Here is a 23,820-nt window from a genome sequence, read left to right on the forward strand (position 1 = left end):
TGGAAGTATTACAACGGGATGTTGTCGTGCTTCTTCCAAGGGTTCTGCATGTCCTTGTTGCGCAGCATGCGCAGCGCCCGCGCAATACGCCGGCGGGTCGAGTGCGGCATGATCACCTCATCGACATAGCCGCGTTCGGCGGCGACGAAGGGCGACAGGAAGCGATCCTCGTAAGTCTTTGTATGGGCTGCGATCTTCTCCGCGTCGCCGATATCCTTGCGGTAGATGATTTCGACCGCGCCTCTCGCCCCCATCACCGCTATCTGCGCCGTCGGCCAGGCATAATTCATGTCGCCGCGCAGATGTTTCGACGCCATCACGTCATAGGCGCCACCATAGGCTTTTCTCGTGATGACGGTGATCTTCGGCACGGTCGCCTCGGCATAGGCGAACAAGAGCTTGGCTCCATGCTTGATCAGCCCGCCATACTCCTGCGCGGTGCCGGGCAGGAAGCCCGGCACATCGACGAAGGTGACGATCGGGATCGAAAAACAGTCGCAGAAGCGCACAAAGCGCGCCGCCTTGCGGCTGGCGTCGGAATCAAGCACGCCGGCCAGCACCATCGGCTGGTTGGCGACGAAGCCGACGGTGCGGCCTTCGACGCGTCCGAAGCCGGTGACGATGTTTTTAGCGAAGCTTTGCTGGATCTCGAAGAAGTCGCCTTCATCGGCGACCTTCAGGATCAACTCCTTGATGTCGTATGGCTTGTTGGCGTTGTCGGGGATCAGCCGGTCGAGCGACAAATCATGGTCGGTGACCGACTGGTAGCATTCGATCTCGGGAAGCTCCGACGTGTTCGAAGCGGGCAGCAGATCGACCAGCCGGCGCATCTGCAAGAGCGCCTCGACGTCATTGTCATAGGCGCCGTCCGCGATCGAGGATTTGGTCGTGTGCACCGAGGCGCCGCCGAGGCTTTCTGCGGTCACCGTCTCGTTGGTGACGGTCTTCACCACATCCGGTCCGGTGACGAACATGTAGGAGGTGTCGCGCACCATGAAGATGAAGTCGGTCATCGCAGGCGAATAGACGTCGCCGCCGGCGCACGGCCCCATGATCACGGAAATCTGCGGAATGACGCCGGAGGCCAGCACATTGCGCTGAAAGATTTCGGCATAACCGCCAAGCGCGGCCACGCCCTCCTGGATGCGTGCGCCGCCGGCATCGTAGAGTCCGATGATCGGCGCGCGGTTGCGCAGCGCCATCTCCTGGACCTTGATGACCTTTTCGGCATGGGCCTCCGACAGCGAGCCGCCGAACACGGTGAAATCCTTGGCGAAGAGATAGACCGGGCGGCCATTGACCGTGCCCCAGCCGGTGACGACGCCATCGCCGGCGATCTTGGTCTTCTCCATGCCGAAATCGGTCGAGCGATGCTCGACATACATGTCGAATTCTTCGAACGAGCCTTCGTCGAGAAACACCTCGATGCGTTCCCGCGCCGTCAGCTTGCCCTTCTTGTGCTGAGCGTCGATGCGCGCCTGGCCGCCGCCCATGCGGGCGATCTCGCGCCGGCGCTCGAGTTCCTTCAGCACGTCCTTCATCGCTCGGTCCCCAAAATAGAAGCTGCATTTGTGGTAATGATGCCCGTCGGGGAGCGCAAGCGTCGGCTTTTGGCTGGTTTTTGCTGCGCTGCAACATGCCGCCCCTTGCATTCCGGGGCGAAGTCAGCCATATGCAGCCCATAGGCGCTTGGGCCGGGAGATTCCGGCCTTCTCGACAAATGAGACTGGTTGCGTCTGTTTTCCCTCTTTCCGGCAAATCGGTAAGGCGGCGAAAAAGCCCCGTGGCATGACGCCTGCGGGCACGACAGCGCAGCCGAGTGGACGATACCGTCCGCCCGCCTTGTCGTTTCATATCAAATTTTTCGACGGCAGGTTGCGCCCTGCCGCCATTGATGTTTGCGGCCAAGAGGCCGCTTGAAAGAAGATTATTTTGACCAACGAAAACACATTGCCCGGCAACAACACCGCGGAACTCACCGGTTTCGCAGCGCTGGGAATTACGGGTGCGCTGCTCAAGGCCACCCACAATGCCGGCTTCACAGAACCGAAGCCAATCCAGATGCAGGCCATCCCGCCGCAGCTGGAAGGCCGTGACATTTTCGGCATCGCGCAGACGGGCTCCGGCAAGACTGCGGCCTTTGCGCTGCCGATCCTGTCGAAGATCATCGCGCTCGGCACCAAGCGGCGCGCCAAGACGGCCCGTGCACTCATCCTGGCACCGACGCGTGAACTTGCCGTGCAGATCGAAGACACCATCAAGATCCTCGCAAAAGGCCAGCATGTCTCGACCGCACTCGTGCTGGGCGGCGTCTCGCGCTTCAGCCAGGTGAAGAAGGTTGCTCCCGGCGTCGACATCCTGATTGCCACGCCCGGCCGCTTGACCGACCTGGTGCGCGAAGGCGACCTCATCCTCTCCGACACCAAATGGCTGGTGCTGGACGAGGGCGACCGCATGCTCGACATGGGCTTCATCAACGACGTCAAGCGCATCGCCAAGGCGACCGCGCCTGATCGCCAGACAGCCCTGTTCTCGGCCACCATGCCGGATGAGATCGCCGAACTGGCCAAGGGCCTCTTGAAGAACCCCGTCCGCATCGAAGTCTCGCCGCAAAGCACCGCGGCGGTCGAGATCGTGCAGGGTGTCGTCTTCGCCCGCACCAAGCAGAAGCGTCAGGTGCTGTCGACCATGCTCGCCGACGAGGCGATGAAGTCCGTCATCATCTTTTCGCGCACCAAGCATGGCGCCGACCGGGTGACCAAGGACCTCGAACGCGACGGCTTCAAGGCCGCCGTCATTCACGGCAACAAGTCGCAGAACGCCCGTCAGAAGGCACTGAACGATTTCCGTGAGGGCTCGGTGCGCATTCTCGTCGCGACCGATATCGCGGCGCGCGGTATCGACGTTCCCGGCATCAGCCATGTCGTGAATTTCGACCTGCCGGACGAAGCCGAGAGCTACGTCCACCGCATCGGCCGCACCGGCCGCAACGGCATGGACGGCATCGCGATCACGCTTTGCGATCCTTCGGAAAACAGCAAGCTGCGCCAGGTCGAGCGCATCATCCGCACCAAGCTGCCGATCGTTGCCGACCATCTCGGCAGCCCCGATCCGCAGCGCAATCCGGCTGAAAAGAACGAGCGCTTCGAGCCCGCCAACGATCGCAACGACCGCAATGGCCGTCGCGACGGCAGGCGTCCGGGCGGCGAAAACAAGGGCAACGGCTTCGGCAAGAAGCGCTTCGGCGACAAGCCGGCCTTTGCCGGCGAGCGCAAGCCGGAAGGCGCAAAACCCTTCAAGGGCAACAACAAGCGCCGCTTCGGCGGCAAGCGTCCGGCGGCGCGCGCTGCCTAACTAAGCCTCGTGGCGGTCGGCCAAGCCTTGGCGCTTGGCTGGTTGCATGACTGACAGAGAAGAGGGCGGTTGAAGCGATGCTTCGGCCGCCCTTTTTGTCTCCGAACCTTACTTCGTCACCGCCTCGACCCAGACAGCAATCCGTTGCGCCAGGAAAGCCGTGGTCGACGGCGACAGCGCGTCGCCGGCGATGACGTGATTGTCGGGATCGCCTGTGCTTTCGATCGGGACCAGTTCATGGGCGCCACCCCAGCGTCCGGCGATCTCACGCGTGCGGTCAGGCCGCACCACTTTGTCCATATCCGAGAAGATGAATAGGGCAGGGATATCAGCCTTCTCCACCGGCGCACCATAGGCGAGTTCTGTCAGTGCCTGCATCGGCAGCGTAGCGGCAACCGGATATTTGGTGGTCCAGAATTTTTCGTGCAGCGCGTTTCGCGGCGCGAAGCTGCGCTCCTTGCCGATGACCAGTTCGGCGATCTGCTTGCCCCATGGCATGGTCAGGAGCTCGGCGCCGGATGCCTTCACGCCGAAATTGGGCGAGATGAACGTAATGGCCGCCACCCCGTCCGATGCGCCCGGCTGCGTTGCCGCCCACGCAGCCAGCGAGCCGCCGGTCGAGGTCGAGATGACGATCACCTTGTCGCCGATCGCCCGGCCGATGGCGAGCGCTTCCTCATAGTCGTTGATCCAGGCATTGATGCTGCCTTGCGCCATCGCCGCGCCGTCCTGCCCGTGACCGGTAAGGCGGGTGTAGAAGAGGTTGGCGTCGAGCTGGTCGGCCACGTCGTCGGGCAGGGGGCGGACCTCGCCCTTTGAAGCCGAGAAGCCGTGGATGTAGACGATCGACAGCGGCGTCTTGGTATGCACCAGAGGGTTGGCCCAGACGATCTCCTTCTCCAGCCCATCGCGGATACCAGGTACGGCGGCTTCCACCCTTGCCACATACGCCTGCGGATCGTCACCAATGACGGAAGGATCGAAGCGGATCGTGGTGTCGACGGGAACGCGTGGACCGAAGACGAAAGCCAGAGCAAGAACGGCGATCAGGCCCAGCACAGCAAGCACGATTCGTCGCCCCATTGCAGACTCCACGCAACAAAAACAAACCTATGGTGGTGGCCATGAACAGGCAACGGCCGTCCAGGCAACCACACCACCAATCCTGTGGGCATCCTATTTGTTGGGGGGCTTGCGCTCGTAATGCAGCGGCCTTGCCTTCCAGCTGGTCGTCAAGATGATCACCCACCGGGTGATCGGCCTGGGCAACAGGCTGAGAAATTTCAGAGGCCAGCTCGTGCGGTAGGGAAAGGTGACTTCGAAGCCACCGGATTTGATCGCCTTCACCATGCGGCGCGTCGCCCGGCTGACCGGCATCAGGCCCGGCATTGGCAGCATGTTCTTTTCGGTCAGCGGCGTGTCGACAAAACCGGGGTTTATCACCTGGACGCGGATGTTCATCTTGTCGAAGTCATATTTCAGCGACTCGGCGAGGATGTTGATCGCCGCCTTGGTTCCACCATAGGCGGCCGTGGTCGGCCAGCCGAAATAGGCGGTGACCGATCCGACGAGCACGACATGGCCGCGCGATCGCACGCGCATATGCTCCACGACCGGCACCAGCCCGTTGATGATGCCGAAATAGTTGACCTCGAAGGACTTGCGAAAGTCGCTAACGACGAGAGCCTCTCCAGGCGTCGAGATGTAGTTCCCGGCATTGAAGACGGCGAGCACGATCGGGCCGAGCTCCTTCTCGATCGCGGCGACCGTTCTTGCCATGCGCGGCTCGTCGGTGACATCGCAGGGAAAGGCGGTGACGCTGCCCGGCATCTGCGCGGTCTCGACGATAAGCGTGTCGATCGGATCGTCGTCCAGTGCCGTTACCGCCACCGCGTAGCCCCGGGATGCCAGATCCCTGGCCAGCGAGCGGCCAATGCCGCTGCTGCCGCCCGTGACCCAGGCGACGCCGTGTTTCGGATCGGCCCGATAGAGTGTCATGCTGCGCCCTGCCGAGTTGTTGGTGCCTTGCTCTAGCGGTCAGGAAATCGAATGAAAAGAGTGCTTTTCGACGTCGAGTGCAAATGAACTGTGCGACATCGAGCCCGGCCTGGAGGGTGCACATGCACCGCAGTGCCTGAAATGCGACTGGACCAGACGAATTCTTGCCTTGAAACCGAAGCTTCGGGTTTCTAGGGTTTCGGCGCACGCACACAAGGAATCCTGAATGCCCCGTTCTGTGATCGACGCGATCGGCAACACGCCTCTGATCCGCCTCAACAAAGCTTCCGAAGAAACCGGCTGCGAGATCCTGGGCAAGGCCGAATTCATGAATCCGGGGCAATCGGTCAAGGATCGCGCCGGCCTGTTCATCATCCGTGACGCCGAACAGCGCGGCCTGTTGAAGCCGGGCGGTGTCATCGTCGAGGGGACGGCCGGCAACACCGGCATCGGGCTGACGCTGGTCGCCAAGGCGCTGGGCTATCGCACGGTCATCGTCATTCCCGATACGCAGAGCCAGGAAAAGAAGGACACCATCCGGTTGCTCGGCGCCGAGCTGATCGAGGTGCCGGCCGTGCCCTACAAGAACCCCAACAACTACGTGAAACTGTCGGGACGGCTGGCCGAGCAGATGGCCAGGAGCGAGCCGAACGGTGCCATCTGGGCCAACCAATTCGACAATGTCGCCAACCGCGATGGACATATCCGCACCACCGCGGAGGAAATCTGGGACCAGACCGGCGGCAAGGTCGATGGTTTCGTCTCGGCGGTCGGTTCCGGCGGCACGCTGGCCGGCGTTGCCTTCGGGCTGAAGGCCAAGAGCAAGGACGTGAAGATCGCGCTCGCCGATCCGCTCGGGGCCGCGCTCTACAGTTTCTACACCAGCGGCGAATTGAAGTCTGAGGGCAGTTCGATCACCGAAGGCATCGGGCAGGGGCGCATCACCGCCAATCTCGAAGGATTCACACCGGACTTCTCGTTCCAGATCAAGGACGAGGACGCACTGCCGATCGTCTTCGACCTGATCCAGGAAGAAGGCCTGTGCGTCGGCGGCTCGACCGGTATCAACATTGCCGGCGCCATCCGTCTGGCCAGGGAATTGGGTCCCGGCCACACCATCGTGACCATTCTTTGCGACTACGGTACGCGCTATCAGTCGAAGCTGTTCAACCCGGAATTTTTGCGTGAGAAGAATCTGCCTGTACCGGGCTGGATGGAACTGCAGAGCAAGATTTCGGTGCCGTTCGAAAAGGTCGCGTGATGGCGCACAAGACGGAAGCGCTGTTTCGCGACGATGCTTATCTGCGCACAGCGGACGCGACGGTCGTTGCCGTCAACGAGCGCGGCGGCATCATTCTCGACCGGACCATATTCTACGCCACCTCGGGCGGCCAGCCCGGCGATACCGGCTATCTCGAACGTGCCGATGGCAGCCGCATCGCCATTGCCGCCACCATCACGGGTGAGACCAAGGACGAGATCATCCATGTACCGGCGCCGGAGCAGGCGGCCCTGACGGTAGGCGAGAAGGTCAAACTCGCGATCGACTGGGAGCGCCGGCATCTTCTGATGCGCATGCACGCGGCTTGCCACCTGCTTACAGTCGTTTGCCCGTTTCCGATCACCGGTGCGGCGGTTTCCGAGGACGACAGCCGTGTCGATTTCGACATTCCGGACGCCAGCTTCACCAGGGAAGAGGTGACGGCCGGCCTGATGGATCTGGTGCGGGCCGATCATCCGATTTTCACCAGGCTGATCAGCGACGAGGAACTCGCCGCGAATCCCGGTCTGGTGAAGTCGAAGAACGTCCGGCCGCCGGTCGGCACCGGCAAGATCCGCCTTGTCTGCATCGGTGACAACGCCTCGATCGACAGCCAGCCCTGCGGCGGCACGCATGTCAAAAGCACCGGCGAAATCGGTGAAATCCACATCGGCAAGATCGAGAAGAAGGGCCGGGAGAACAGGCGCTTCCGCATCCGCTTCGGCCCGCCGGCGGCCTGACACGCAACCCCTTTGCTTTACCCGGGATAGAGAGAACCAGAATGGCCGAAGACAGTCCTTTTATCGTCGATGCGGACTGGCTGCAGGCGCGCCTGGGCGAGCCGGGCCTGACGATCGTAGACGCATCCTGGTACCTGCCGGCGCAAAAGCGCGACGCGCGTGCCGAATACGAGGCAGCGCACATTCCAGGCGCCCGTTTCCTCGACCAGGACGCGGTTTCGGATCCCGACGCCGCTTTGCCGCACACGCTGCCTTCGCCCCAGCATTTCGCGCAGTATGTCGGCGCGATGGGCGTCTCCGCAGACGACACCATTGTCGTCTATGACGGTCCGGGGTTCTTCTCGGCACCCCGAGCCTGGTGGATGTTCCGCATCATGGGCGTTTTCCAGACCTATCTTCTGGACGGCGGTTTCGACGGCTGGAAAGCGGCCGGCCGGCCGGTAACGGCCGAACCGACGAAGATCGCGCCAAGTGTGTTCCATGCCGATTTCGACGCCGGTCGCGTCGCCAGCCTGGCCGACATGCGCCGGATCGTGGGCACCGGCGCCAGCCAGATTGCCGATGCCCGCGGACCCGGCCGCTTCACCGGCGCCGAGCCCGAACCCCGCGCCGGTATCCGCTCCGGCCATATGCCGGGCGCGCGCAATGTGCCGTACTCCGCACTGTCGGAAAACGGCAAACTGCTGTCGAAGGACCGTTTGCGCAAGGTGATCGAGGAGGCCGGCATTGACTTGTCGAAGCCCGTCGTCACATCTTGCGGCTCTGGTGTCACTGCCGCGGTCATCACCCTGGCGCTGGAGACGCTTGGCCACACCGACAACAGGCTCTATGACGGCTCGTGGACCGAGTGGGGCGGGCTCTCCGACACGCCTGTCGTGACCGGCCCCGCTACCGGCAAGGAATGAAGACGATGGAAAACGGTGTGCTGCAGGACATCGAAGTCACGGTGACTTTTCTCGAAATGGATGCCCCTCCTGCCGTCTCGCCGCCGGTACCCTACAACCGCCAGGTCGCGCTGCTGAAGACCAAGGACATCCCCTTGCATTTCTACCGCTATCTGATGGACCGGGTGGGCCGCAAATGGCATTGGGTGAATGTTCTGAGGCTGGACGACGACGAGCTTTCGGCCGGCATTCACCGTGAGGATCGCGACATCAGGGTGCTTTATCTCGACGGCGCGCCGGCCGGCTTCTTTGACCTCAAGCCGCATCTGCCAGATGAAGTCGAACTCGCCTATTTTGGCATGATGGAACATGCCACCGGGCAAGGCATTGGCCGCTGGTTCCTGGGCTCGGCGATTTCAGCCGCCTGGTCGCATGGGCCGAAACGGGTGACGGTGCAGACCTGCACGCTTGACCATCCGGCGGCTCTGCCGCTCTACCAGAAGCTCGGTTTCAAGCCGGTCGCGCAGAAGAAAGAGGTCGTACATCCGCTGCCTTTCGCCGAGCGCTCGGCCAGCGTCATGCGGCCCTGATTTCAGCCGGAATCCGACGCCAGCGCGAACCTGAACCGCTCGTTCATCGGCGCTTCAGCCTGCCTTTGGCATCTTGCCCGCATCATCAATGCGGCAGAGGCCGAAGGAGAAAAGACATGCTGACCCGCCGTACACTGGCCGCCGCGCTGATCGCAGCGATTGCCATGCCGAGTCTTGCCGCCGCCCAGGCGACGACGCCCTCGGCGGCGACGATCGAGCGCAAGCTCGAGGCAGCGCCGCGGGTGAAGTTGCGACCAAACGAGCGCGTCACCATCCGCGAATTCAAGCGCCGCCCGGATTTGCGCCGCATGGCGCGCTCGATCGATATCCAGTCGATCAATTTCGCCTTCGGCTCGGCAGCCATCTCCGATTCGCAATATGACAAGATCGAGACCATCGCCGACGCACTGCGGCGCATCCTGCGCCGCGATCCCGGTGCCCGCGTGCTGATCGAAGGGCACACCGATGCGGTAGGCTCCTTCCAGTCGAACCAGATCCTGTCCGAACAACGCGCGGCTTCGCTGAAACGCACGCTGGTGCGCGAATTCGGCGTGCCCGGCTATGCCTTGGAAACCGTGGGGTACGGCGAGGAGTTCCTGCTCGTGCCGACGCAGAACGAAAACTGGCAGAATCGTCGAGTGACGTTGCGGCGCTTCGACGATTTCATCCGCTGATTCGCAAGTGTCGGCACGCTATAATTAGCCGGCTTATTTAATTGGGCTGACGCATCTGTGAGGATGCGTTCGCAGCTCGTTTGAGTCCCATCGCTGATATCAGATCGGTTCTCGACACTTCGCAGGAATCGGGTGGGAAGCGTGGGAACAAGCAAATAATTTCCGGTCAACAGCACCGGAGATTTTCACGATGACCATTCAGTTCAAAGCGCTGTCCACCGAACCTGTCAGAGCCCTGCAGCGTGGTGGCCCCGATGCTTATGGCCAGACGCCCGAGCGGAAGATCTCCGACGGTGACGGCATGCCTTGCCGGCATTGTCTGAAGAACATCGCCGACGGTGATGCCTACCTCATTCTCGCCTACCGGCCATTCCCAAACTTTCAGCCCTATGCCGAAACCGGGCCGATCTTCCTGCATGCGCAAGAATGCGAGCGCGCTGCCGAGATCGAAGGGCTTCCCGAGATCCTCGAGAGCCCGGACTACATCGTGCGCGGCTATGGCAGGGATGATCGCATCGTCTATGGCAGCGGCGGGGTCATCCCGACCGAGGCAATCGCAGCGCGGGCCGAGACGCTGTTCGAACGCGACGACATTGCCTATGTGCATGTCCGCTCGGCGCGCAACAACTGCTACCAGTGCCGGATTGAGCGCGCGTGAGGTGCAAAGATTGCCGGCAGAAATTCTGTCGTACTCCCGTCGCATAGATACGGTAAAACGTGATTGTCGATCGATTGGCCGACCGCGGATGAACCGGCGGCAATCTCGATATCGAGGAAGCGGGGCTTTGGCTCCGCTTTTTTGTTGCCTGCATCTTCGCGAAGATTACTGACGCACAAAGAAAAAGCCCGCCGGCCAGGCCGACGGGCTTCGACTGTTTGCCTGGAGGGCTTCTTAGTTGAACTTGTACTTCGCGCCGATGCGCACAGTCTGGAACGAAGCCTTGTCGGTCAGCGTGCCATCCGGAGCACCGAATTCGGACGAGAAGTCCTTCTTGCCGGCACCCAAAAGGAAAGATTTCGCAGAAACGCGAAGAAACATTGCCCAAACCCCTAATCAATAAACCCACCATGTCTCTAGCAGGGACTCGGCCAGATTTGGAATGGTAAATATGCAACAGTTGTGGGTAAACCCACCCCTGCAACTGACACCGATCCACCCAGTAACCAGGCTTGCCACCCTAGATCAACCAAGAAAAAGCCGGCCGGAACGAACCGGCGGGCAACAATGGCAAGTTGACTTTTTCTGGGTGTATTAGGCGGCCAGAACAGCTTTCGGCTCGACCAGTTCGTAGCCCAGTGCTTCGGCCACCGCGCGATTCGTGATCTTGCCTTTGTGGACATTGAGGCCGTTGCGCAAATGATGGTCGTCGACCAGCGCCTTGAGGCCCTTGTCGGCGAGCTGCAGGCCGTAATGCAGTGTCGCATTGTTCAGCGCATGGGCCGAGGTGACCGGCACGGCGCCCGGCATGTTGGCGACGCAATAGTGGATGACGCCGTCGACCTCGTAGGTGGGTTCGGCGTGGGTCGTCGCATGCGAGGTCTCGAAGCAGCCGCCCTGGTCGATGGCGACGTCGACCAGCACCGAGCCCTTCTTCATGCCCGACAGCATTTCGCGGGTGACGAGCTTCGGCGCGGCAGCGCCCGGGATCAGCACGGCGCCGACGACGATGTCGGCCGAGAAGCATTCTTCCTCGAGCGCCTCGACGGTCGAGTAGCGGGTGTGCACACGGCCGGCGAAAAGGTCGTCGAGCTGGCGCAGGCGCGGGATCGAACGGTCGATGATGGTGACGTCGGCGCCAAGGCCGGCGGCCATGCGGGCCGCGTGCAGGCCAACGACGCCGCCGCCGAGCACGGTGACTTTACCGGGCAGCACGCCGGGCACGCCGCCGAGCAGCACGCCGCGGCCGCCATTAGCCTTCTGCAGCGCCGTGGCGCCGGCCTGGATCGACAGGCGGCCGGCGACTTCCGACATCGGCGCGAGCAGCGGCAGGCCGCCACGATCGTCGGTCACGGTTTCGTAGGCGATCGCGGTCACGCCCGAAGCGAGCAGGCCCTTGGTCTGTTCCGGATCCGGAGCCAGGTGGAGATAGGTGTACAGGATCTGGCCATCGCGCAGCTGAACCCACTCATTGGGCTGGGGCTCCTTGACCTTGACGATCATGTCCGACTTGGCGAACACGTCGGCGGCGGTCTTGGCGATGGTGGCGCCGGCGGCACGATAAGCGTTGTCATCGGCGCCGATGCCGGCACCGGCTCCAGCCTCGACCAGCACTTCGTGGCCATGCGCCACATATTCGCGGACCGAGCCTGGCGTGAGGCCGACGCGATATTCGTGGTTCTTGATTTCCTTGGGGCAACCGACGCGCATTGTCTTCTCCTGATCCGGGCCCTTTTGGGCTCACTCCCTGTATTGTCGGAGTGAACCACGAATCGGCGCGCAGGTGTTTGCGAATGCGCTTGCGCGGATAGGCAGGTTTCGATAATCCTTGCGCGAAATAGCAGGATATTCGCAGGATTCACGAAAAATGCCGCTCGACAGGATTGATATCGCCATTCTCGAGACGTTGCAGAAGGATGGCAGGATACCCAATGCGGCCCTCGCAGAGAAAGTTGGCCTGTCGCAGTCGGCCTGTTCGCGCCGGCTCGACAACCTGGAAAAATCCGGAACTATCCGCGGCTACCACGCCCGGCTGTCCAATGCAGCACTCGGTCATCAGATGACGGCGATCGTGCACATATCGCTGTCGGGCCAGTTCGAGAAGACGCTGTCGGATTTCGAAGCGGCGATCAAGCGTTGCCCCAATGTCTTGTCCTGCCACCTGATGTCGGGCGAATACGATTACATCCTGCGCATCGCGGCAAAAGACCTGGTCGACTATGAGCGCATCCACAAGGAATGGCTGTCGGCCATGCCGCATGTGACCAAGATCAACTCGTCCTTTGCCTTGCGCGAAATCGTCGACCGCACAGCCATGGGCATGAAGCCGGAAATGGCTTGAGCTGTAACTGGAAGCGGCTAGCTGGCACTGAATGCTTCAGTGACGATCCGATCCATCGGAATGTCGTGCGGCTGCGGGTAGATGGTCGGGATGCGCTGCAGTTCGTAGCCGACGCCGATGACCAGCGGCTTGAACGGCATGGCGGCGAGCGTGCGGTCGAAGAAGCCGCCGCCATAACCCAGGCGATAATGTGCCGGATCAATGCCGACGATCGGCGAGATGACGATGTCCGGCAGCACCGGATCGCCCTCGGCCGGGATCGGGATGTTCCAGATGCCCTTTTCCAACCTGTCGCCCGCTTTGTAGGCGCGAAAGATCAACGGCTGCCCTTTCTCGACAACGATGGGCAGCGCGGTGCGGCCGCCGCGCTCGTTGATTGATGCCATCCAGGGACGCAAATCCGGTTCGCCGCGAAACGGCCAGTAAAGACTGACCATGCGGCCGCTGATCTCGCCGACAATTGTGTCGAGCCCTTCGGCAATGCGCTGGGACATGGCCGTCCGCGCGTCGGCCGAAACAGCAAGGCGGGCGGCGATCAGGCGTTCGCGCTCGGCCTTGCGCCAGCGCCGCACATCGGTCCAGTCGGATAGCGGTGCCCGGAATTCCGGATCGAGCTCGTGCATGAAGCAAGGCGGCGAGGAGTACTGCGCCGGGCTGTCGCCGTCATGATCGTTGGCCATGCGTCACCTCATCGCGTGTTCGATGACGCTATACCTCGCGACACGATACAACTTGTGCATTCACGACATGGTACGGCGAGTCCCGGGCACCGTCCTTCTGTTGCTGCATTGCACAAAAATACCTACATCTGGGTCAGGCAATCTCGCCGTCAGGGTGAATGAGATGAACGAAGCCAGCCATCATGTCGTCGTTGTCGGCGCCGGGTTCGGCGGCCTCGAACTCACCCACGCGCTGTCAGGCGCACCGGTGCGCATCACCATGATCGATAAGCGCAACCATCATCTTTTCCAACCGCTGCTCTACCAGGTGGCGACGACGGCGCTGGCAACCTCGGAAGTTGCCTGGCCGATCCGCCATCTCTTGCGCAAACGCAAGGATGTGACCACGCTGCTGGCCAACGTCACCGGCGTCGACCGTGCCGGCAAACGCGTGCTGCTCGATGACGGCAGCACCGTCGCCTATGACACGCTGGTGCTTGCCACCGGTGCCCGCCACGCCTATTTCGGCCACGACGAATGGGAGCCTTTCGCGCCGGGCCTGAAGACGCTGGAGGACGCCACCACCGTCCGGCGCCGCATTCTGCTCGCCTTCGAGCAGGCTGAGCGGGAGACCGACCCCGCCAAGCGTCAGGCGCTGTTGACCATTGCGATCGTCGGCGGTGGGCCGACCGGAGTGGAGCTTGCCGGCACCATCGTCGAGTTGGCGCATGACACGCTGCGCGGCGAGTTCCGCAACATCGACACGCGGCAAACGCGTGTGGTGCTGATCGAGGCCGGTGACCGCATCCTTGCCAATTTTGCGCCAAAACTCTCCGATTACGCCAGCAGGGCACTCGAGCGGCTCGGCGTGACGGTCGAACTCGGACGTGCGGTGACACGCTGCGATGCCGAAGGGGTCGTCTTTGGCGACAAGCAATTGGCGGCGAAGACAATCTTGTGGGCAGCCGGCGTTGCCGCTTCGCCCGCCGCCGAATGGCTGGGAGCCAAGGCGGATCGCGCGGGCAGGGTGCTCGTAGAGCCCGACCTCAGCGTGCCCGGCAGCCCGGAGATTTTTGTCATCGGCGACGCCGCCCTTGTGCTGCGGCCGGATGGACGGCCAGTACCCGGCGTGGCGCCTTCCGCCAAGCAGGAGGGCCGGCATGTCGCGGCCACCATCAAGGCCAGGCTCGGCGGGGATAACACCACGCGGCCATTTCACTACAAACATGCCGGCGATCTGGCGACGATCGGCAAACGCGCCGCCGCGATCGATTTCGGCTGGATCAAGCTCACCGGCTGGCTCGCCTGGTGGCTGTGGGGCATCGCGCACATCTATTTCCTGATCGGCTTCCGCAACCGGCTTGCGGTTTCCCTGAGCTGGCTATGGATCTACGTCACAGGCCAGCGCAGCGCCCGGCTGATCACCCAGGGCGACGACGACAAGACCTGACTTTTCTCCACTGTCCCATTCATCCGCGCGTCATCAGGCGCTGATGGATTGATGTCCGGATGCGCGCGAGTTCTTGAGTGGACTTGAGCCGATTTCGGCGCCAAGTTCGCTTCGGGCGGGGCGTCAGGTAGTCAAAGAGGAGAAAACATGTCTTAACTGCTCCACCCAGTCTCTCGCCGCGGTTTCCTCGCTGGCGCCGCAGCCACAGGGGCGCTGATCGTGCTTCATCCCTTCTCCGTCCGGGCACAGGCCAACCAGGCGCATCTTCGGATCATGGAGACCACCGACATCCATGTGAACGTGCTGCCTTATGATTACTACGCCGACAAAGCCAACGACACGATGGGCCTGTCGCGCACCGCGTCGCTGATCGACGCGGTGCGCAAGGAAGCCGTCAATTCGATGCTGATCGACAATGGCGACCTTTTGCAGGGCAATCCGATGGGCGACTACATCGCCTACGAGAAGGGCCTGAAGGACGGCGATCTGCATCCGATCATGAAAGGCATGAACCTGCTCGGCTACGAGTGCTCGACGCTCGGCAACCACGAGTTCAATTACGGCCTGTCCTTCCTGGACAAGGTGCTGGCCGGTGCCAATTTCCCGTTCGTTTGCGCCAATCTGATCCGCGGCACCGCGCTCGCCGCCAACCCGCGCGACGACAAGCTCTATCTCAAGCCCTACGTGATCCTCGACAGGAAGATCAAGGACGGTTCGGGCGCCGAGCAGCCGATCCGGATCGGCATCATCGGCTTCGTGCCGCCGCAGATCATGGTGTGGGACCTCAAGAATCTCGAAGGCAACGTCAAGACGCGCGACATCGTCGAGGCGGCCAAAGCCTGGGTGCCGCAGATGAAGGAAGAGGGCGCCGACATCGTCATCGCGCTCTCCCATTCCGGCATCGATGTGAAGCAGGGCGACATGATGGAGAACGCCTCGTTCTTCGTCGCCGGCGTCGATGGCATCGATGCCGTGTTCACCGGCCACCAGCATCTGGTGTTCCCCGGCAAGAAGGATTTCCAGTCCCTCGACGGCGTCGACACGCAAAAAGGCACGCTGCAAGGCAAGCCCGCCGTGATGGGCGGTTTCTGGGGCTCGCATATGGGGCTGATCGACCTGATGCTGGAGCGTGACGGATCGAAATGGAAGGTCGTTTCCGCGACCTCCGAGGCGCGGCCGATCTTCGAGCGTGTCGACAACAAGAACAAACCGACTGTCCCCGACGACAAGCGTATCATCGCCGCCCTCGAGCAGGACCATCAGGCGACCCTGGCCTATGTGCGCCGTCCCGTCGGCAAGACCTCCGCGCCGCTCTATTCCTATTTCTCGCTGGTCGCCGACGATCCGTCGGTGCAAGTCGTCAGCCAGGCGCAGACCTGGTATTTGAAGGACATCCTCAAGAGCACGCAGTGGAAGGATGTGCCGCTGCTGTCGGCCGCCGCTCCCTTCAAGGCCGGCGGGCGCAACGGCGCCGATTACTATACCGACGTGCCCGCCGGCGACATCGCCATCAAGAACGTCGCCGACCTCTATCTCTATCCCAACACCGTGCGCGCCGTCGAAATCACCGGAGCGCAGGTGAAGGAATGGCTGGAGATGTCGGCCGGCATCTTCAACAGGATCGAGGCGGGGAAGGCCGACCAGGCGCTCATCAACACCGATTTCCCGTCCTACAATTTCGACGTCATCGACGGCGTCTCCTACAAGATCGATCTGTCGCAGCCGCCGAAATACGATGCTAAGGGTGGTGTTGCGAACGCCGGGTCAAGCCGTATCGTCGACCTGACGTTCGACGGCAAACCGATTGATCCCAATCAGAAATTCGTCGTCGCGACCAACAACTACCGGGCCGGCGGCGGCGGCAATTTCCCCGACATCAATGCCTCGAAGATCATCTACGAGGCGCCGGACACCAACCGCGACGTCATCGTTCGCTACATTGTGAGCCAGGGCACGATCAACCCGTCGGCCGACGGCAACTGGTCGTTCGCACCGCTGCCGGGAACCAGCGTCGTGTTCGAGACGGGCGTCAAGGCAAAGGATTTCATCGCCGACGTGAAGTCGCTGAAGATCGAACCGGCGGGCGAGGGCGAAGCCGGTTTTGCGAAGTATCGCATCACTCTTTGAAGATTGGTGCGCGATCCGCGGGAGGCGAGCTCACGCCAGTCAGGCGTGAGTTCATCCTTGCGTTACGCAGCTTCAATTGGTTGCAGGCACCGGCGTCAGCGGCAAGGCTGTCGCAGGCGCTTGCGGGCTGACTGGTTGTGTCGGCTCAAGCGACGTGCCAGTCGGGTCGCTGGGTACGGTCAACGGCGACATCCCGGCCGGGGCATGGACTTCGTGGATGGTCGAGGTTGGTGTGTTGTCGATGAGATCGCTCGCACCAGGCGTCAAGGTTGGGCTGATGCTGAGACCCAGCGGATCGTTCATGACGGCGGGTGGAACGACGCGCCGTGCGTCGGCCGCGGATATGGCGGCAAGCAGGATGGCAATGGTGGCAACAGTTCGCTTCATGGAAGCCTCCTATGGTCAGAGGCGCTCGGCGTAAGGGTATTGGGCGCGGGCGTCGGATGCGGCAGAACGCTCGCCAGGCGATCGCGGTTTCATCACGTCGCATCAAGACGTCGCGATCCGCGCTGGCGTAACCCCGCAATCTCAACGCTGCGGGGACATGCTCACCAAAAGGCGGCCACTGGCGATGATATCGATGAGTGCGCCGGCTTACGCCTTGTAGACCACCTGGCGCACATCGATGTAGCTGGCGCGGAAGCCGGCTTCGCAATAATGCAGGTAGAACTCCCAGAGCTTCTTGAAGCGATCGTCGAAGCCGAGCGGCACGATCTTCTCCCACGACGCCCAGAAGCGAAGCCGCCATTCGGCAAGCGTGCGCGCATAGTCGTCGGGAAACACCCGCTCACGCAGATGCGCAAGGCCGTGGTCCTTGCCGAGCGTCTTCAGGATCGACGGTGTCGGCAGCATGCCGCCCGGAAAGACGTAGCGCTGGATGAAATCCGGCCTGGCGCGGTAGGTGTCGTAGGCGGCCTCGTTGATGGTGATGATCTGCAGGCCCGCGGTGCCGCCGGGTTTCAGGCAGGCCTTCATCTTCGAGAAGAACACCGGCCAGTATTTCTCGCCGACCGCCTCGAACATCTCGATCGAGGCGATGCGATCGTAAGTCCCTGTTTCGTCGCGGTAGTCCTGCAGCTTGATGTCGACCTTGTCGGCAAGCCCAGCCTTGGCGATGCGTGCCTTGGCGAAATCGTGCTGTTCGCGGCTGATCGTCAGTCCGGTAACGCGGCAGCCGATTTCGCGCGCCGCGAATTCGGCAAAGCCACCCCAGCCGCAGCCGATCTCCAGCACATGATCCTTTTTGCCGATACCCGTATCCCTGGCCAGCGCCCGGTATTTGGCGGCCTGGGCGCTCTCCAGGTCATTGGCACCATTGGCGTAAAGCGCCGAGGAATAGGTCATGCTCGGGTCGAGCCACTCCTTGTAGAAGGCGTTGCCGAGATCGTAATGCGCCGAGATATTGCGCCTCGAACCGGTGCGTGTGTTCTCGTTGAACCAGTGGCGGATGCGTTGGACGGTGTTGATGAGCCAGCTGGCGCCGCCGGCGACGCGTTCGCCGATCGCCGAATTGACCACGAACAATTCCAGGAAACTGGTGACATCAGGGCTTTCCCAATCGCCATCCATATAGGATTCGGCAACACCGATCGTGCCGCCGGAAAAGGCGCGGCCGGGCAGGCGCCAGTTCTTGAGCACCAGTTCGGCGTCCGGGCCAGGTCCCTTGCCGCCAACGAGAACGGCGCGACCATCCGGCATCCTGACCTTGAGCGAGCCGCGCGGCAGGTTCATTGCCGCCGACAGTACCATGCGCGCCTTGGCTGGCAGGCCCTTGACGATCTCGGCGAAATTGAACTCATCGAGCCTGACCGCTTCGCCCGGCGCTACGTTATGATGTTCCCCGTGTGCCATTTCGTGCCCCTGGATTTCCGTGGTGCCGGCGCAAATTGCCGGGCCACGGTTCTCTTGGATCATTCGCCGGGTTCGAACGCCTCGCCTGGTCCCGGTAGCTCACGGGTTCGGCGACAGGCGGACTCGAACGAAGGCGCGCGCCCCGTTAGCCGGAGCTTCCGCACTTCCCAGCGAATGCCTGCCACAATCTTCCACGTCATGGGGGGGAACTTCAAGTGGCAGGTCTCCAGCTGGGCTGTGCCACCTGCGTTTGGCATCTGGCCTCGCCGCATCGAGTTGCTGCTGCGCAAATCAAAAACGTCTATGGCCGCCGCAGCGCTTGTGCGATAGCTTTAGCCATGCGTTATGTAATCGTCATTGCGGCAATCGCGTTCTTCCTGATCTGGGACGGTCTCTACAATCAGGGCCGGTATCTCGACATCTCGGTCAGGGAACTCTCCCATGTCGTGCGTTACGTCACCGGCAAGGCCTGAATTTCCCTTCCTAAAAGAGCAGCCCGGCGCGCCATTCGAGGTGTTTTATCGCCGCGAGATGAGGTCCGGCACCGTGCGGGGCGCGTCGCAAGGACGCGTGACGCCATGAACGGTTGACGCGAGGCGACCGCCGTTACTAAAGACCCCGTCATTCAGATCGAGGAGGCGGGATTGATCCGGCATATCGTTTTCTTCAGCGCGCGGCGCAAGGAGGATGTCGAGTCCGTGCGCACCGGGCTTTTGGCGCTCGGCAACATTCCTCATTCCAGTCTCTTCGAGGTCACCTTGAACACCAAGGTCGACCCGCTGTCGGACGAAGTCGATGTCGTCGTCTACGCCGAGTTCGCCGACGACGCGGCGCTGGCCGCCTACAAGGCACATCCGCTCTATGCGCAGACCACGGCCAAGGTCAAACCATTGCGCGAACTGCGCTATTCCGCCGACGTCGTGGCCGGCAGCTGATCCCGGGCGCGGTTCTGGATCTCGACAAGTCCCGGCGGTCGCCGATCGGAAACGGCCTTGAACCGCGCTCCGGAATGATGCAAACCGCGCCCGATGACCGACAGACCAACCACCGGCACGCATCCGCTTGACCATCTCGTTCTGCCGACCGGGAGCCTCGAGGTCGCGCGAGCCCGGCTCACTTCGCTGGGCTTCGTCGTTGCGCCGACCGGTATCCATCCCTTTGGTACGGAAAACTGCTGCGTGTTCCTCGCCGACGGCACCTATCTGGAGCCGCTCGCGATTGGCCGCGAGCAGGCGGCGATCGAGGCCGCCGCCGCAGGCAACGTCTTTGTTGCGCGCGACCGTGCCTATCGCGAAAGCCGCGGCGATGAGGGGTTTTCCGCGGTGGTTCTGGGGACCGGCAACGCCGATGCCGACCATGCACGCTATGTCGAAACCGGCCTGTCGGCGGGAAACACGCTGAGCTTTTCACGCGCTTTCACCGATACATCGGGCAAAAGCGACGTGGCATCATTCAAACAGGCCTTTGCCGCGGCCAGTGGCGCAACCGACGCGTTCCTGTTTGCCTGCCAGCGGATCAATGCACCAAAGGTGGACCGTGCGGCCCTGCAGGCCCACGCCAACGGCGCCAGCGGGATCCTTGAGGTGGTGGCGGTCAGCGACCAGCCTGCCGAACAGACCAGCCTCATCTCCGTTGCGGTGAACGATCCTGCCGCCGACGGCGAGGGCGGTGCGTTTCTCCTGCCGAACGCAACCTTGAGCGTGCTCGACCCCAAATCTTTCACCGCTCGCTTTGGCATTCCGGCAGGTTCATCCACAAAGCTCCGCTTTGCCGCGATCGTCTTTGCCGTCCGAAGCACTGATGTTACGTCGCGGCTGCTTGCAGCCAATTCCATCCAGCACGATATAGCCGGCAGTGATATTGTCGTGCAGCCGGCAACCGGACAGGGCGCGGCTTTCATCTTCCGGGAGATCCAATGAGCAAGCCCCAAGCGTCCAATTCGATGACGCCCAATTCGTCGGTGACCGTCGGCAACGTCGTCTTCGACAACAACGCGCCTTTGGCACTGATCGCCGGCCCGTGCCAGTTCGAATCGCGCCAGCATGCCTTCGACATGGCCGGCGCGCTGAAGGAACTGACAGCTAAGCTCGGCATCGGCCTCGTCTACAAGACGAGCTACGACAAGGCCAACCGCACGTCGCTGTCGGCAACGCGCGGCGCCGGCATGGACGCCGCACTTCCGGTCTTCGACGAACTGCGCAAGCAATTTTCGCTTCCCGTGCTGACCGATGTCCACACCGAGGAACAGTGCGCGATCGTCGCGCCGCATGTCGATGTCCTGCAGATTCCAGCCTTCCTGTCGCGCCAGACCGACATGCTGGTTGCCGCCGCGAAAACGGGCAAGGTGATCAACGTGAAGAAGGGGCAGTTCCTCGCGCCTTGGGATATGAAGAACGTGGTCGCCAAGATCACCGGTTCCGGCAACGCCAACGTCTTGACCACCGAGCGCGGCGCGTCCTTCGGCTACAACACGCTGGTGTCGGATATGCGCGCACTGCCTGTCATGGCCGAGATCGGCGCTCCAGTGATCTTCGACGCCACGCATTCGGTCCAGCAGCCCGGCGGGCAGGGCGGCTCGTCTGGCGGCGAGCGCCGCTTTGTCGAAACGCTGGCTCGCGCGGCCGTCGCCGTCGGCGTCGCCGGCGTCTTCATCGAGACCCACCAGGATCCCGACAATTCGACCTCCTCCGACGGCCCGAACATGCTGCCGCTGAAGGACATGCCGGCGCTTCTCGAAAGGCTGATGGCCTTCGACCGGATAGCGAAGGGCCGCTGAGCCGACGCTTCCTGCCGGTGCTTGTGGTCAGGAGGGGCCGGTTGTACGCTTGGCCGGCAAATGAGCGTCCTGGCAGGAGGAAAGCCATGTCCGTCGCCCGCGTCACCGAAATCACCTCATCGTCGAAGAAGAGTTTTCAAGACGCCATCGAGAAGGGAATCGCCCGCGCATCGAAAACCCTGAAGAACGTCGAAGGCGCCTGGATCCAGGATCAGAAGATCGTCGTCGAGGACGGCAAGATCGCTGCCTATCGCGTCAACATGAAGGTGACTTTCATCCTCGCGGAGTGATCGGCCGCCGCCGAAAAAGTCGGGAACTTTCGCCCGCGCCCCTCATTGTCAAAGCAGAGTTCAACGACAACGAGGAGCAGATCATGACAACCCAGACAGGTCACACCGAAGCCATTGCCGCTTCGCGCGTCATCGGCACGTCGGTCTACAACACCGAAGGCAAGAGCATCGGCAGCATCGAGGACATCATGCTCGACAAGACGTCGAATGGCATCATGTTCGCGGTGATCGGCTTTGGCGGCTTTCTCGGCATTGGCGAGAAGTACCACGCCGTTCCCTGGGCCAGCCTCGACTATGATGAGGACAAGGGCGGCTATGTCGTGCCCTTCTCCAAGGATCAGTTGAAGGCGGCGCCCGCCTATTCGATCAACGAACTGGCCGGCGCGGATGGCGAGACGGCGCGCGACGCGTCCTATGAGTATTACAAGGTCACGCCCTACTGGCATTGACGCAACCGCAATCAAAAAGGGCCTCGTTGCGACGGGGCCCTTTTTGATTCAACGCCAACGCTTACTCGCTGATGCTCAACGCCGGCAAAGGCGCGAAAGCCTTCGGTGGCGATTGCTTGGTGTCGCACGACGTCAGAAATGCCGCCGCGATCAGGAACAAACTCACGATACCGCTCCACTCGGACATGGCGAAACTCCTCCTGTTTCGCCCCGCGCGACAACAGCCATAACCCGGAATTGATGTCCGGGCGCATGACTTATGATGACAGAAATTTGCGCTTCGTGAATCCGGCGGGCGGCACTATTCGGCCATGGCCGGATTGCCTTTTGCGTCGCTTTGGCTAAGACGGGCGCGACCTTTCGTCAGATCAATCGGGGACATCGCAATGACCGCCATCATCGACATTGTCGGACGTGAAATCCTGGACAGCCGTGGAAACCCGACCGTCGAGGTCGATGTCGTACTCGAAGACGGCTCGATGGGCCGCGCCGCGGTGCCCTCGGGCGCCTCGACCGGCGCCCACGAAGCCGTCGAGCTTCGCGATGGCGGCGCCCGCTATCTCGGCAAGGGTGTGCTGAAGGCCGTCGAGGCGGTCAATGGCGAGCTGTTCGAGGCGATCGGCGGCATGGAAGCCGAAAATCAGATCCATATCGACCAGACCATGATCGAGCTCGACGCCACGCCCAACAAGAGCCGGCTCGGCGCCAATGCCATTCTCGGCGTTTCGCTGGCGGTGGCCAAGGCCGCTGCCGACGCTGCCGGCCTGCCGCTCTATCGCTATGTCGGCGGCACCAAGGCGCACATCCTGCCGGTGCCGATGATGAACATCATCAATGGCGGCGCCCATGCCGACAATCCGATCGACTTCCAGGAATTCATGATCCTGCCGGTCGGCGCGCCGACGCTGCGCGAAGCCGTGCGCTGGGGTTCGGAAATCTTCCACACGCTGCGCAAGAAGCTGAAGGATGCCGGCCACAACACCAATGTCGGCGACGAAGGCGGCTTCGCCCCGAACTTGAAGAGCGCGCCGGTGGCGCTCGATTTCATCATGGAATCGATCGAGAAGGCCGGCTTCAAGCCGGGCGAGGAGATCGCGCTCGGCCTCGATTGCGCCGCGACCGAGTTCTTCAAGGACGGCAATTACGTTTATGAGGGCGAGAAGAAGACGCGCGATCCCAAGGCCCAGGCCAAGTATCTCGCCAAGCTCGCCGCCGATTATCCGATCATCTCGATCGAGGACGGCCTGGCCGAGGACGACTGGGAAGGCTGGAAGTACCTGACCGACCTGATCGGCAAGAAGACGCAGCTGGTCGGCGACGATCTGTTCGTCACCAACACGGCGCGCCTGCGCGACGGCATCCGCATGGGCGTTGCCAATTCGATCCTGGTCAAGGTCAACCAGATCGGCTCGCTGACGGAAACGCTCGACGCCGTCGAGACCGCGCACAAGGCCGGCTACACCGCCGTCATGTCGCACCGCTCGGGCGAAACCGAGGATTCGACCATCGCCGATCTCGCGGTCGCCACCAATTGCGGACAGATCAAGACCGGTTCGCTGTCGCGCTCCGACCGCATGGCCAAGTACAATCAGCTGATCCGCATCGAGGAAGAGCTCGGCAAGCAGGCGCGTTACGCCGGCAAGTCGGTGATCAAGGGCTGATGGGGAAACACTGAACTTGGATACCGTGAAGGGCGGGATCATTCCCGCCCTTTTTCA

26 protein-coding genes are annotated in these 23,820 nt (G+C 62.2%); 17 read left to right on the forward strand and 9 right to left on the reverse strand.

The window, feature by feature from the left end; all coding sequences use genetic code 11:
* Positions 1 to 8: 8 nt before the first annotated feature.
* Positions 9 to 1,541 carry an acyl-CoA carboxylase subunit beta gene (locus tag CKW40_RS29335; protein ID WP_095203307.1) on the reverse strand — a complete coding sequence of 511 codons (1,533 nt, stop codon included), beginning with the start codon at positions 1,539 to 1,541 and terminating at the stop codon, positions 9 to 11.
* A gap of 391 nt (positions 1,542 to 1,932) precedes the next feature.
* Here CKW40_RS29335 and CKW40_RS29340 point away from each other — a divergent pair, with 391 nt between their 5' ends.
* Positions 1,933 to 3,354 (forward strand): DEAD/DEAH box helicase, encoded by a 1,422-nt coding sequence (locus tag CKW40_RS29340; RefSeq protein ID WP_095203308.1) that lies wholly within the window; start codon positions 1,933 to 1,935, stop codon positions 3,352 to 3,354.
* 108 nt (positions 3,355 to 3,462) lie between these two features.
* Here the strand turns inward: CKW40_RS29340 and CKW40_RS29345 are convergent, their stop codons facing one another.
* Together CKW40_RS29345 and CKW40_RS29350 are read right to left on the reverse strand one after the other, a co-directional pair.
* Positions 3,463 to 4,437, reverse strand: a complete 975-nt coding sequence (locus CKW40_RS29345) for an alpha/beta hydrolase (RefSeq protein WP_095203309.1) — start codon at positions 4,435 to 4,437, stop codon at positions 3,463 to 3,465.
* A gap of 93 nt (positions 4,438 to 4,530) precedes the next feature.
* Positions 4,531 to 5,352, reverse strand: coding sequence for an SDR family oxidoreductase (locus tag CKW40_RS29350; protein ID WP_095203310.1), 822 nt, complete (start codon positions 5,350 to 5,352; stop codon positions 4,531 to 4,533).
* Positions 5,353 to 5,578: 226 nt separating this feature from the next.
* Here CKW40_RS29350 and CKW40_RS29355 point away from each other — a divergent pair, with 226 nt between their 5' ends.
* The 6 genes from CKW40_RS29355 (at position 5,579) to CKW40_RS29380 (ending at position 10,159) form a co-directional block, all read left to right on the forward strand.
* Positions 5,579 to 6,613: a cysteine synthase A gene (locus tag CKW40_RS29355; protein WP_095203311.1), complete on the forward strand. Its 1,035-nt coding sequence runs from the start codon at positions 5,579 to 5,581 to the stop codon at positions 6,611 to 6,613.
* Positions 6,613 to 7,353, forward strand: a complete 741-nt coding sequence (locus CKW40_RS29360) for an alanyl-tRNA editing protein (RefSeq protein WP_095203312.1) — start codon at positions 6,613 to 6,615, stop codon at positions 7,351 to 7,353. Before CKW40_RS29355 ends, CKW40_RS29360 begins: the two co-directional genes overlap by 1 nt.
* 41 nt (positions 7,354 to 7,394) lie before the next feature.
* Positions 7,395 to 8,258, forward strand: coding sequence for a 3-mercaptopyruvate sulfurtransferase (gene sseA, locus CKW40_RS29365; protein ID WP_095203313.1), 864 nt, complete (start codon positions 7,395 to 7,397; stop codon positions 8,256 to 8,258).
* 5 nt (positions 8,259 to 8,263) lie between these two features.
* The gene (locus CKW40_RS29370) at positions 8,264 to 8,827 is read left to right on the forward strand and encodes a GNAT family N-acetyltransferase (RefSeq protein WP_095203372.1); all 564 of its coding nucleotides are present in this window, start codon (positions 8,264 to 8,266) and stop codon (positions 8,825 to 8,827) included.
* A gap of 116 nt (positions 8,828 to 8,943) precedes the next feature.
* A complete protein-coding gene (locus CKW40_RS29375; RefSeq protein ID WP_095203314.1) occupies positions 8,944 to 9,501 on the forward strand; it encodes an OmpA family protein in 558 nt (185 codons plus the stop codon).
* A gap of 190 nt (positions 9,502 to 9,691) precedes the next feature.
* Entirely contained in the window at positions 9,692 to 10,159 is a 468-nt protein-coding gene (locus CKW40_RS29380; protein WP_095203315.1) for a DUF1203 domain-containing protein, read from the forward strand.
* 234 nt (positions 10,160 to 10,393) lie between these two features.
* On the opposite strand, the gene CKW40_RS43950 is transcribed toward CKW40_RS29380, so the two are convergent.
* Complete coding sequence (locus tag CKW40_RS43950; RefSeq protein WP_179298156.1) at positions 10,394 to 10,540, reverse strand: hypothetical protein; 147 nt, start codon at positions 10,538 to 10,540, stop codon at positions 10,394 to 10,396.
* Between the two features lie 213 nt (positions 10,541 to 10,753).
* Entirely contained in the window at positions 10,754 to 11,869 is a 1,116-nt protein-coding gene (ald, locus tag CKW40_RS29385; RefSeq protein WP_010909316.1) for an alanine dehydrogenase, read from the reverse strand.
* Between the two features lie 157 nt (positions 11,870 to 12,026).
* Here ald and CKW40_RS29390 point away from each other — a divergent pair, with 157 nt between their 5' ends.
* Positions 12,027 to 12,500 carry an Lrp/AsnC family transcriptional regulator gene (locus tag CKW40_RS29390; RefSeq protein ID WP_010909317.1) on the forward strand — a complete coding sequence of 158 codons (474 nt, stop codon included), beginning with the start codon at positions 12,027 to 12,029 and terminating at the stop codon, positions 12,498 to 12,500.
* A gap of 17 nt (positions 12,501 to 12,517) precedes the next feature.
* On the opposite strand, the gene CKW40_RS29395 is transcribed toward CKW40_RS29390, so the two are convergent.
* A complete protein-coding gene (locus CKW40_RS29395; RefSeq protein WP_095203316.1) occupies positions 12,518 to 13,180 on the reverse strand; it encodes a 5-formyltetrahydrofolate cyclo-ligase in 663 nt (220 codons plus the stop codon).
* Between the two features lie 163 nt (positions 13,181 to 13,343).
* On the opposite strand from CKW40_RS29395, the gene CKW40_RS29400 reads away from it, so the two are divergent.
* Both CKW40_RS29400 and CKW40_RS29405 read left to right on the forward strand, forming a co-directional pair.
* On the forward strand, positions 13,344 to 14,609 hold the full coding sequence (locus CKW40_RS29400) for an NAD(P)/FAD-dependent oxidoreductase (protein ID WP_095203317.1): 1,266 nt from the start codon (positions 13,344 to 13,346) through the stop codon (positions 14,607 to 14,609).
* A 156-nt stretch (positions 14,610 to 14,765) separates the two neighbouring features.
* Complete coding sequence (locus CKW40_RS29405; RefSeq protein ID WP_244571329.1) at positions 14,766 to 16,736, forward strand: bifunctional 2',3'-cyclic-nucleotide 2'-phosphodiesterase/3'-nucleotidase; 1,971 nt, start codon at positions 14,766 to 14,768, stop codon at positions 16,734 to 16,736.
* Positions 16,737 to 16,808: 72 nt separating this feature from the next.
* Here CKW40_RS29405 and CKW40_RS29410 read toward each other — a convergent pair whose 3' ends face one another.
* Together CKW40_RS29410 and CKW40_RS29415 are read right to left on the reverse strand one after the other, a co-directional pair.
* Entirely contained in the window at positions 16,809 to 17,123 is a 315-nt protein-coding gene (locus tag CKW40_RS29410) for a hypothetical protein (protein WP_095203318.1), read from the reverse strand.
* A 207-nt stretch (positions 17,124 to 17,330) separates the two neighbouring features.
* On the reverse strand, positions 17,331 to 18,587 hold the full coding sequence (locus CKW40_RS29415) for an SAM-dependent methyltransferase (protein WP_095203319.1): 1,257 nt from the start codon (positions 18,585 to 18,587) through the stop codon (positions 17,331 to 17,333).
* A 338-nt stretch (positions 18,588 to 18,925) separates the two neighbouring features.
* Between CKW40_RS29415 and CKW40_RS45405 the strand changes: the two genes are divergently transcribed.
* The 6 genes from CKW40_RS45405 (at position 18,926) to CKW40_RS29440 (ending at position 22,102) form a co-directional block, all read left to right on the forward strand.
* On the forward strand, positions 18,926 to 19,060 hold the full coding sequence (locus CKW40_RS45405) for a hypothetical protein (protein ID WP_274608581.1): 135 nt from the start codon (positions 18,926 to 18,928) through the stop codon (positions 19,058 to 19,060).
* Between the two features lie 171 nt (positions 19,061 to 19,231).
* Positions 19,232 to 19,522 (forward strand): Dabb family protein, encoded by a 291-nt coding sequence (locus tag CKW40_RS29420; RefSeq protein WP_095203320.1) that lies wholly within the window; start codon positions 19,232 to 19,234, stop codon positions 19,520 to 19,522.
* A gap of 93 nt (positions 19,523 to 19,615) precedes the next feature.
* Positions 19,616 to 20,506, forward strand: a complete 891-nt coding sequence (locus tag CKW40_RS29425; protein WP_095203321.1) for a VOC family protein — start codon at positions 19,616 to 19,618, stop codon at positions 20,504 to 20,506.
* A complete protein-coding gene (gene kdsA / locus CKW40_RS29430; protein ID WP_095203322.1) occupies positions 20,503 to 21,363 on the forward strand; it encodes a 3-deoxy-8-phosphooctulonate synthase in 861 nt (286 codons plus the stop codon). The genes CKW40_RS29425 and kdsA overlap by 4 nt, the downstream gene beginning before the upstream one ends.
* Before the next feature lie 86 nt (positions 21,364 to 21,449).
* Positions 21,450 to 21,653 (forward strand): dodecin family protein, encoded by a 204-nt coding sequence (locus CKW40_RS29435; protein WP_027045027.1) that lies wholly within the window; start codon positions 21,450 to 21,452, stop codon positions 21,651 to 21,653.
* Positions 21,654 to 21,736: 83 nt separating this feature from the next.
* Complete coding sequence (locus CKW40_RS29440; protein ID WP_095203373.1) at positions 21,737 to 22,102, forward strand: PRC-barrel domain-containing protein; 366 nt, start codon at positions 21,737 to 21,739, stop codon at positions 22,100 to 22,102.
* A 61-nt stretch (positions 22,103 to 22,163) separates the two neighbouring features.
* Here CKW40_RS29440 and CKW40_RS45410 read toward each other — a convergent pair whose 3' ends face one another.
* Positions 22,164 to 22,289, reverse strand: coding sequence for a hypothetical protein (locus CKW40_RS45410; RefSeq protein ID WP_095203323.1), 126 nt, complete (start codon positions 22,287 to 22,289; stop codon positions 22,164 to 22,166).
* A 199-nt stretch (positions 22,290 to 22,488) separates the two neighbouring features.
* Here CKW40_RS45410 and eno point away from each other — a divergent pair, with 199 nt between their 5' ends.
* Complete coding sequence (gene eno, locus CKW40_RS29450; protein WP_095203324.1) at positions 22,489 to 23,763, forward strand: phosphopyruvate hydratase; 1,275 nt, start codon at positions 22,489 to 22,491, stop codon at positions 23,761 to 23,763.
* Positions 23,764 to 23,820: the final 57 nt, after the last annotated feature.

Source organism: Mesorhizobium carmichaelinearum (assembly GCF_900199455.1).
Lineage (GTDB): Bacteria > Pseudomonadota > Alphaproteobacteria > Rhizobiales > Rhizobiaceae > Mesorhizobium > Mesorhizobium carmichaelinearum.

Bases quoted from the DNA above. Each gene is read 5' to 3' on its own strand.
- CKW40_RS29390 (WP_010909317.1), top strand. From the start codon at position 12,027: ATGCCGCTCGACAGGATTGATATCGCCATTCTCGAGACGTTGCAGAAG.
- eno (WP_095203324.1), top strand. From the start codon at position 22,489: ATGACCGCCATCATCGACATTGTCGGACGTGAAATCCTGGACAGCCGT.
- CKW40_RS29350 (WP_095203310.1), bottom strand. From the start codon at position 5,352: ATGACACTCTATCGGGCCGATCCGAAACACGGCGTCGCCTGGGTCACG.
- CKW40_RS29345 (WP_095203309.1), bottom strand. From the start codon at position 4,437: ATGGGGCGACGAATCGTGCTTGCTGTGCTGGGCCTGATCGCCGTTCTT.
- CKW40_RS43950 (WP_179298156.1), bottom strand. From the start codon at position 10,540: ATGTTTCTTCGCGTTTCTGCGAAATCTTTCCTTTTGGGTGCCGGCAAG.
- sseA (WP_095203313.1), top strand. From the start codon at position 7,395: ATGGCCGAAGACAGTCCTTTTATCGTCGATGCGGACTGGCTGCAGGCG.
- CKW40_RS29440 (WP_095203373.1), top strand. From the start codon at position 21,737: ATGACAACCCAGACAGGTCACACCGAAGCCATTGCCGCTTCGCGCGTC.
- CKW40_RS29335 (WP_095203307.1), bottom strand. From the start codon at position 1,541: ATGAAGGACGTGCTGAAGGAACTCGAGCGCCGGCGCGAGATCGCCCGC.
- CKW40_RS29355 (WP_095203311.1), top strand. From the start codon at position 5,579: ATGCCCCGTTCTGTGATCGACGCGATCGGCAACACGCCTCTGATCCGC.
- CKW40_RS29370 (WP_095203372.1), top strand. From the start codon at position 8,264: ATGGAAAACGGTGTGCTGCAGGACATCGAAGTCACGGTGACTTTTCTC.
- CKW40_RS29360 (WP_095203312.1), top strand. From the start codon at position 6,613: ATGGCGCACAAGACGGAAGCGCTGTTTCGCGACGATGCTTATCTGCGC.
- CKW40_RS29395 (WP_095203316.1), bottom strand. From the start codon at position 13,180: ATGGCCAACGATCATGACGGCGACAGCCCGGCGCAGTACTCCTCGCCG.
- ald (WP_010909316.1), bottom strand. From the start codon at position 11,869: ATGCGCGTCGGTTGCCCCAAGGAAATCAAGAACCACGAATATCGCGTC.
- CKW40_RS29415 (WP_095203319.1), bottom strand. From the start codon at position 18,587: ATGGCACACGGGGAACATCATAACGTAGCGCCGGGCGAAGCGGTCAGG.
- CKW40_RS45405 (WP_274608581.1), top strand. From the start codon at position 18,926: ATGCGTTATGTAATCGTCATTGCGGCAATCGCGTTCTTCCTGATCTGG.
- CKW40_RS29425 (WP_095203321.1), top strand. From the start codon at position 19,616: ATGACCGACAGACCAACCACCGGCACGCATCCGCTTGACCATCTCGTT.
- CKW40_RS29375 (WP_095203314.1), top strand. From the start codon at position 8,944: ATGCTGACCCGCCGTACACTGGCCGCCGCGCTGATCGCAGCGATTGCC.
- kdsA (WP_095203322.1), top strand. From the start codon at position 20,503: ATGAGCAAGCCCCAAGCGTCCAATTCGATGACGCCCAATTCGTCGGTG.
- CKW40_RS29410 (WP_095203318.1), bottom strand. From the start codon at position 17,123: ATGAAGCGAACTGTTGCCACCATTGCCATCCTGCTTGCCGCCATATCC.
- CKW40_RS45410 (WP_095203323.1), bottom strand. From the start codon at position 22,289: ATGTCCGAGTGGAGCGGTATCGTGAGTTTGTTCCTGATCGCGGCGGCA.
- CKW40_RS29380 (WP_095203315.1), top strand. From the start codon at position 9,692: ATGACCATTCAGTTCAAAGCGCTGTCCACCGAACCTGTCAGAGCCCTG.
- CKW40_RS29400 (WP_095203317.1), top strand. From the start codon at position 13,344: ATGAACGAAGCCAGCCATCATGTCGTCGTTGTCGGCGCCGGGTTCGGC.
- CKW40_RS29435 (WP_027045027.1), top strand. From the start codon at position 21,450: ATGTCCGTCGCCCGCGTCACCGAAATCACCTCATCGTCGAAGAAGAGT.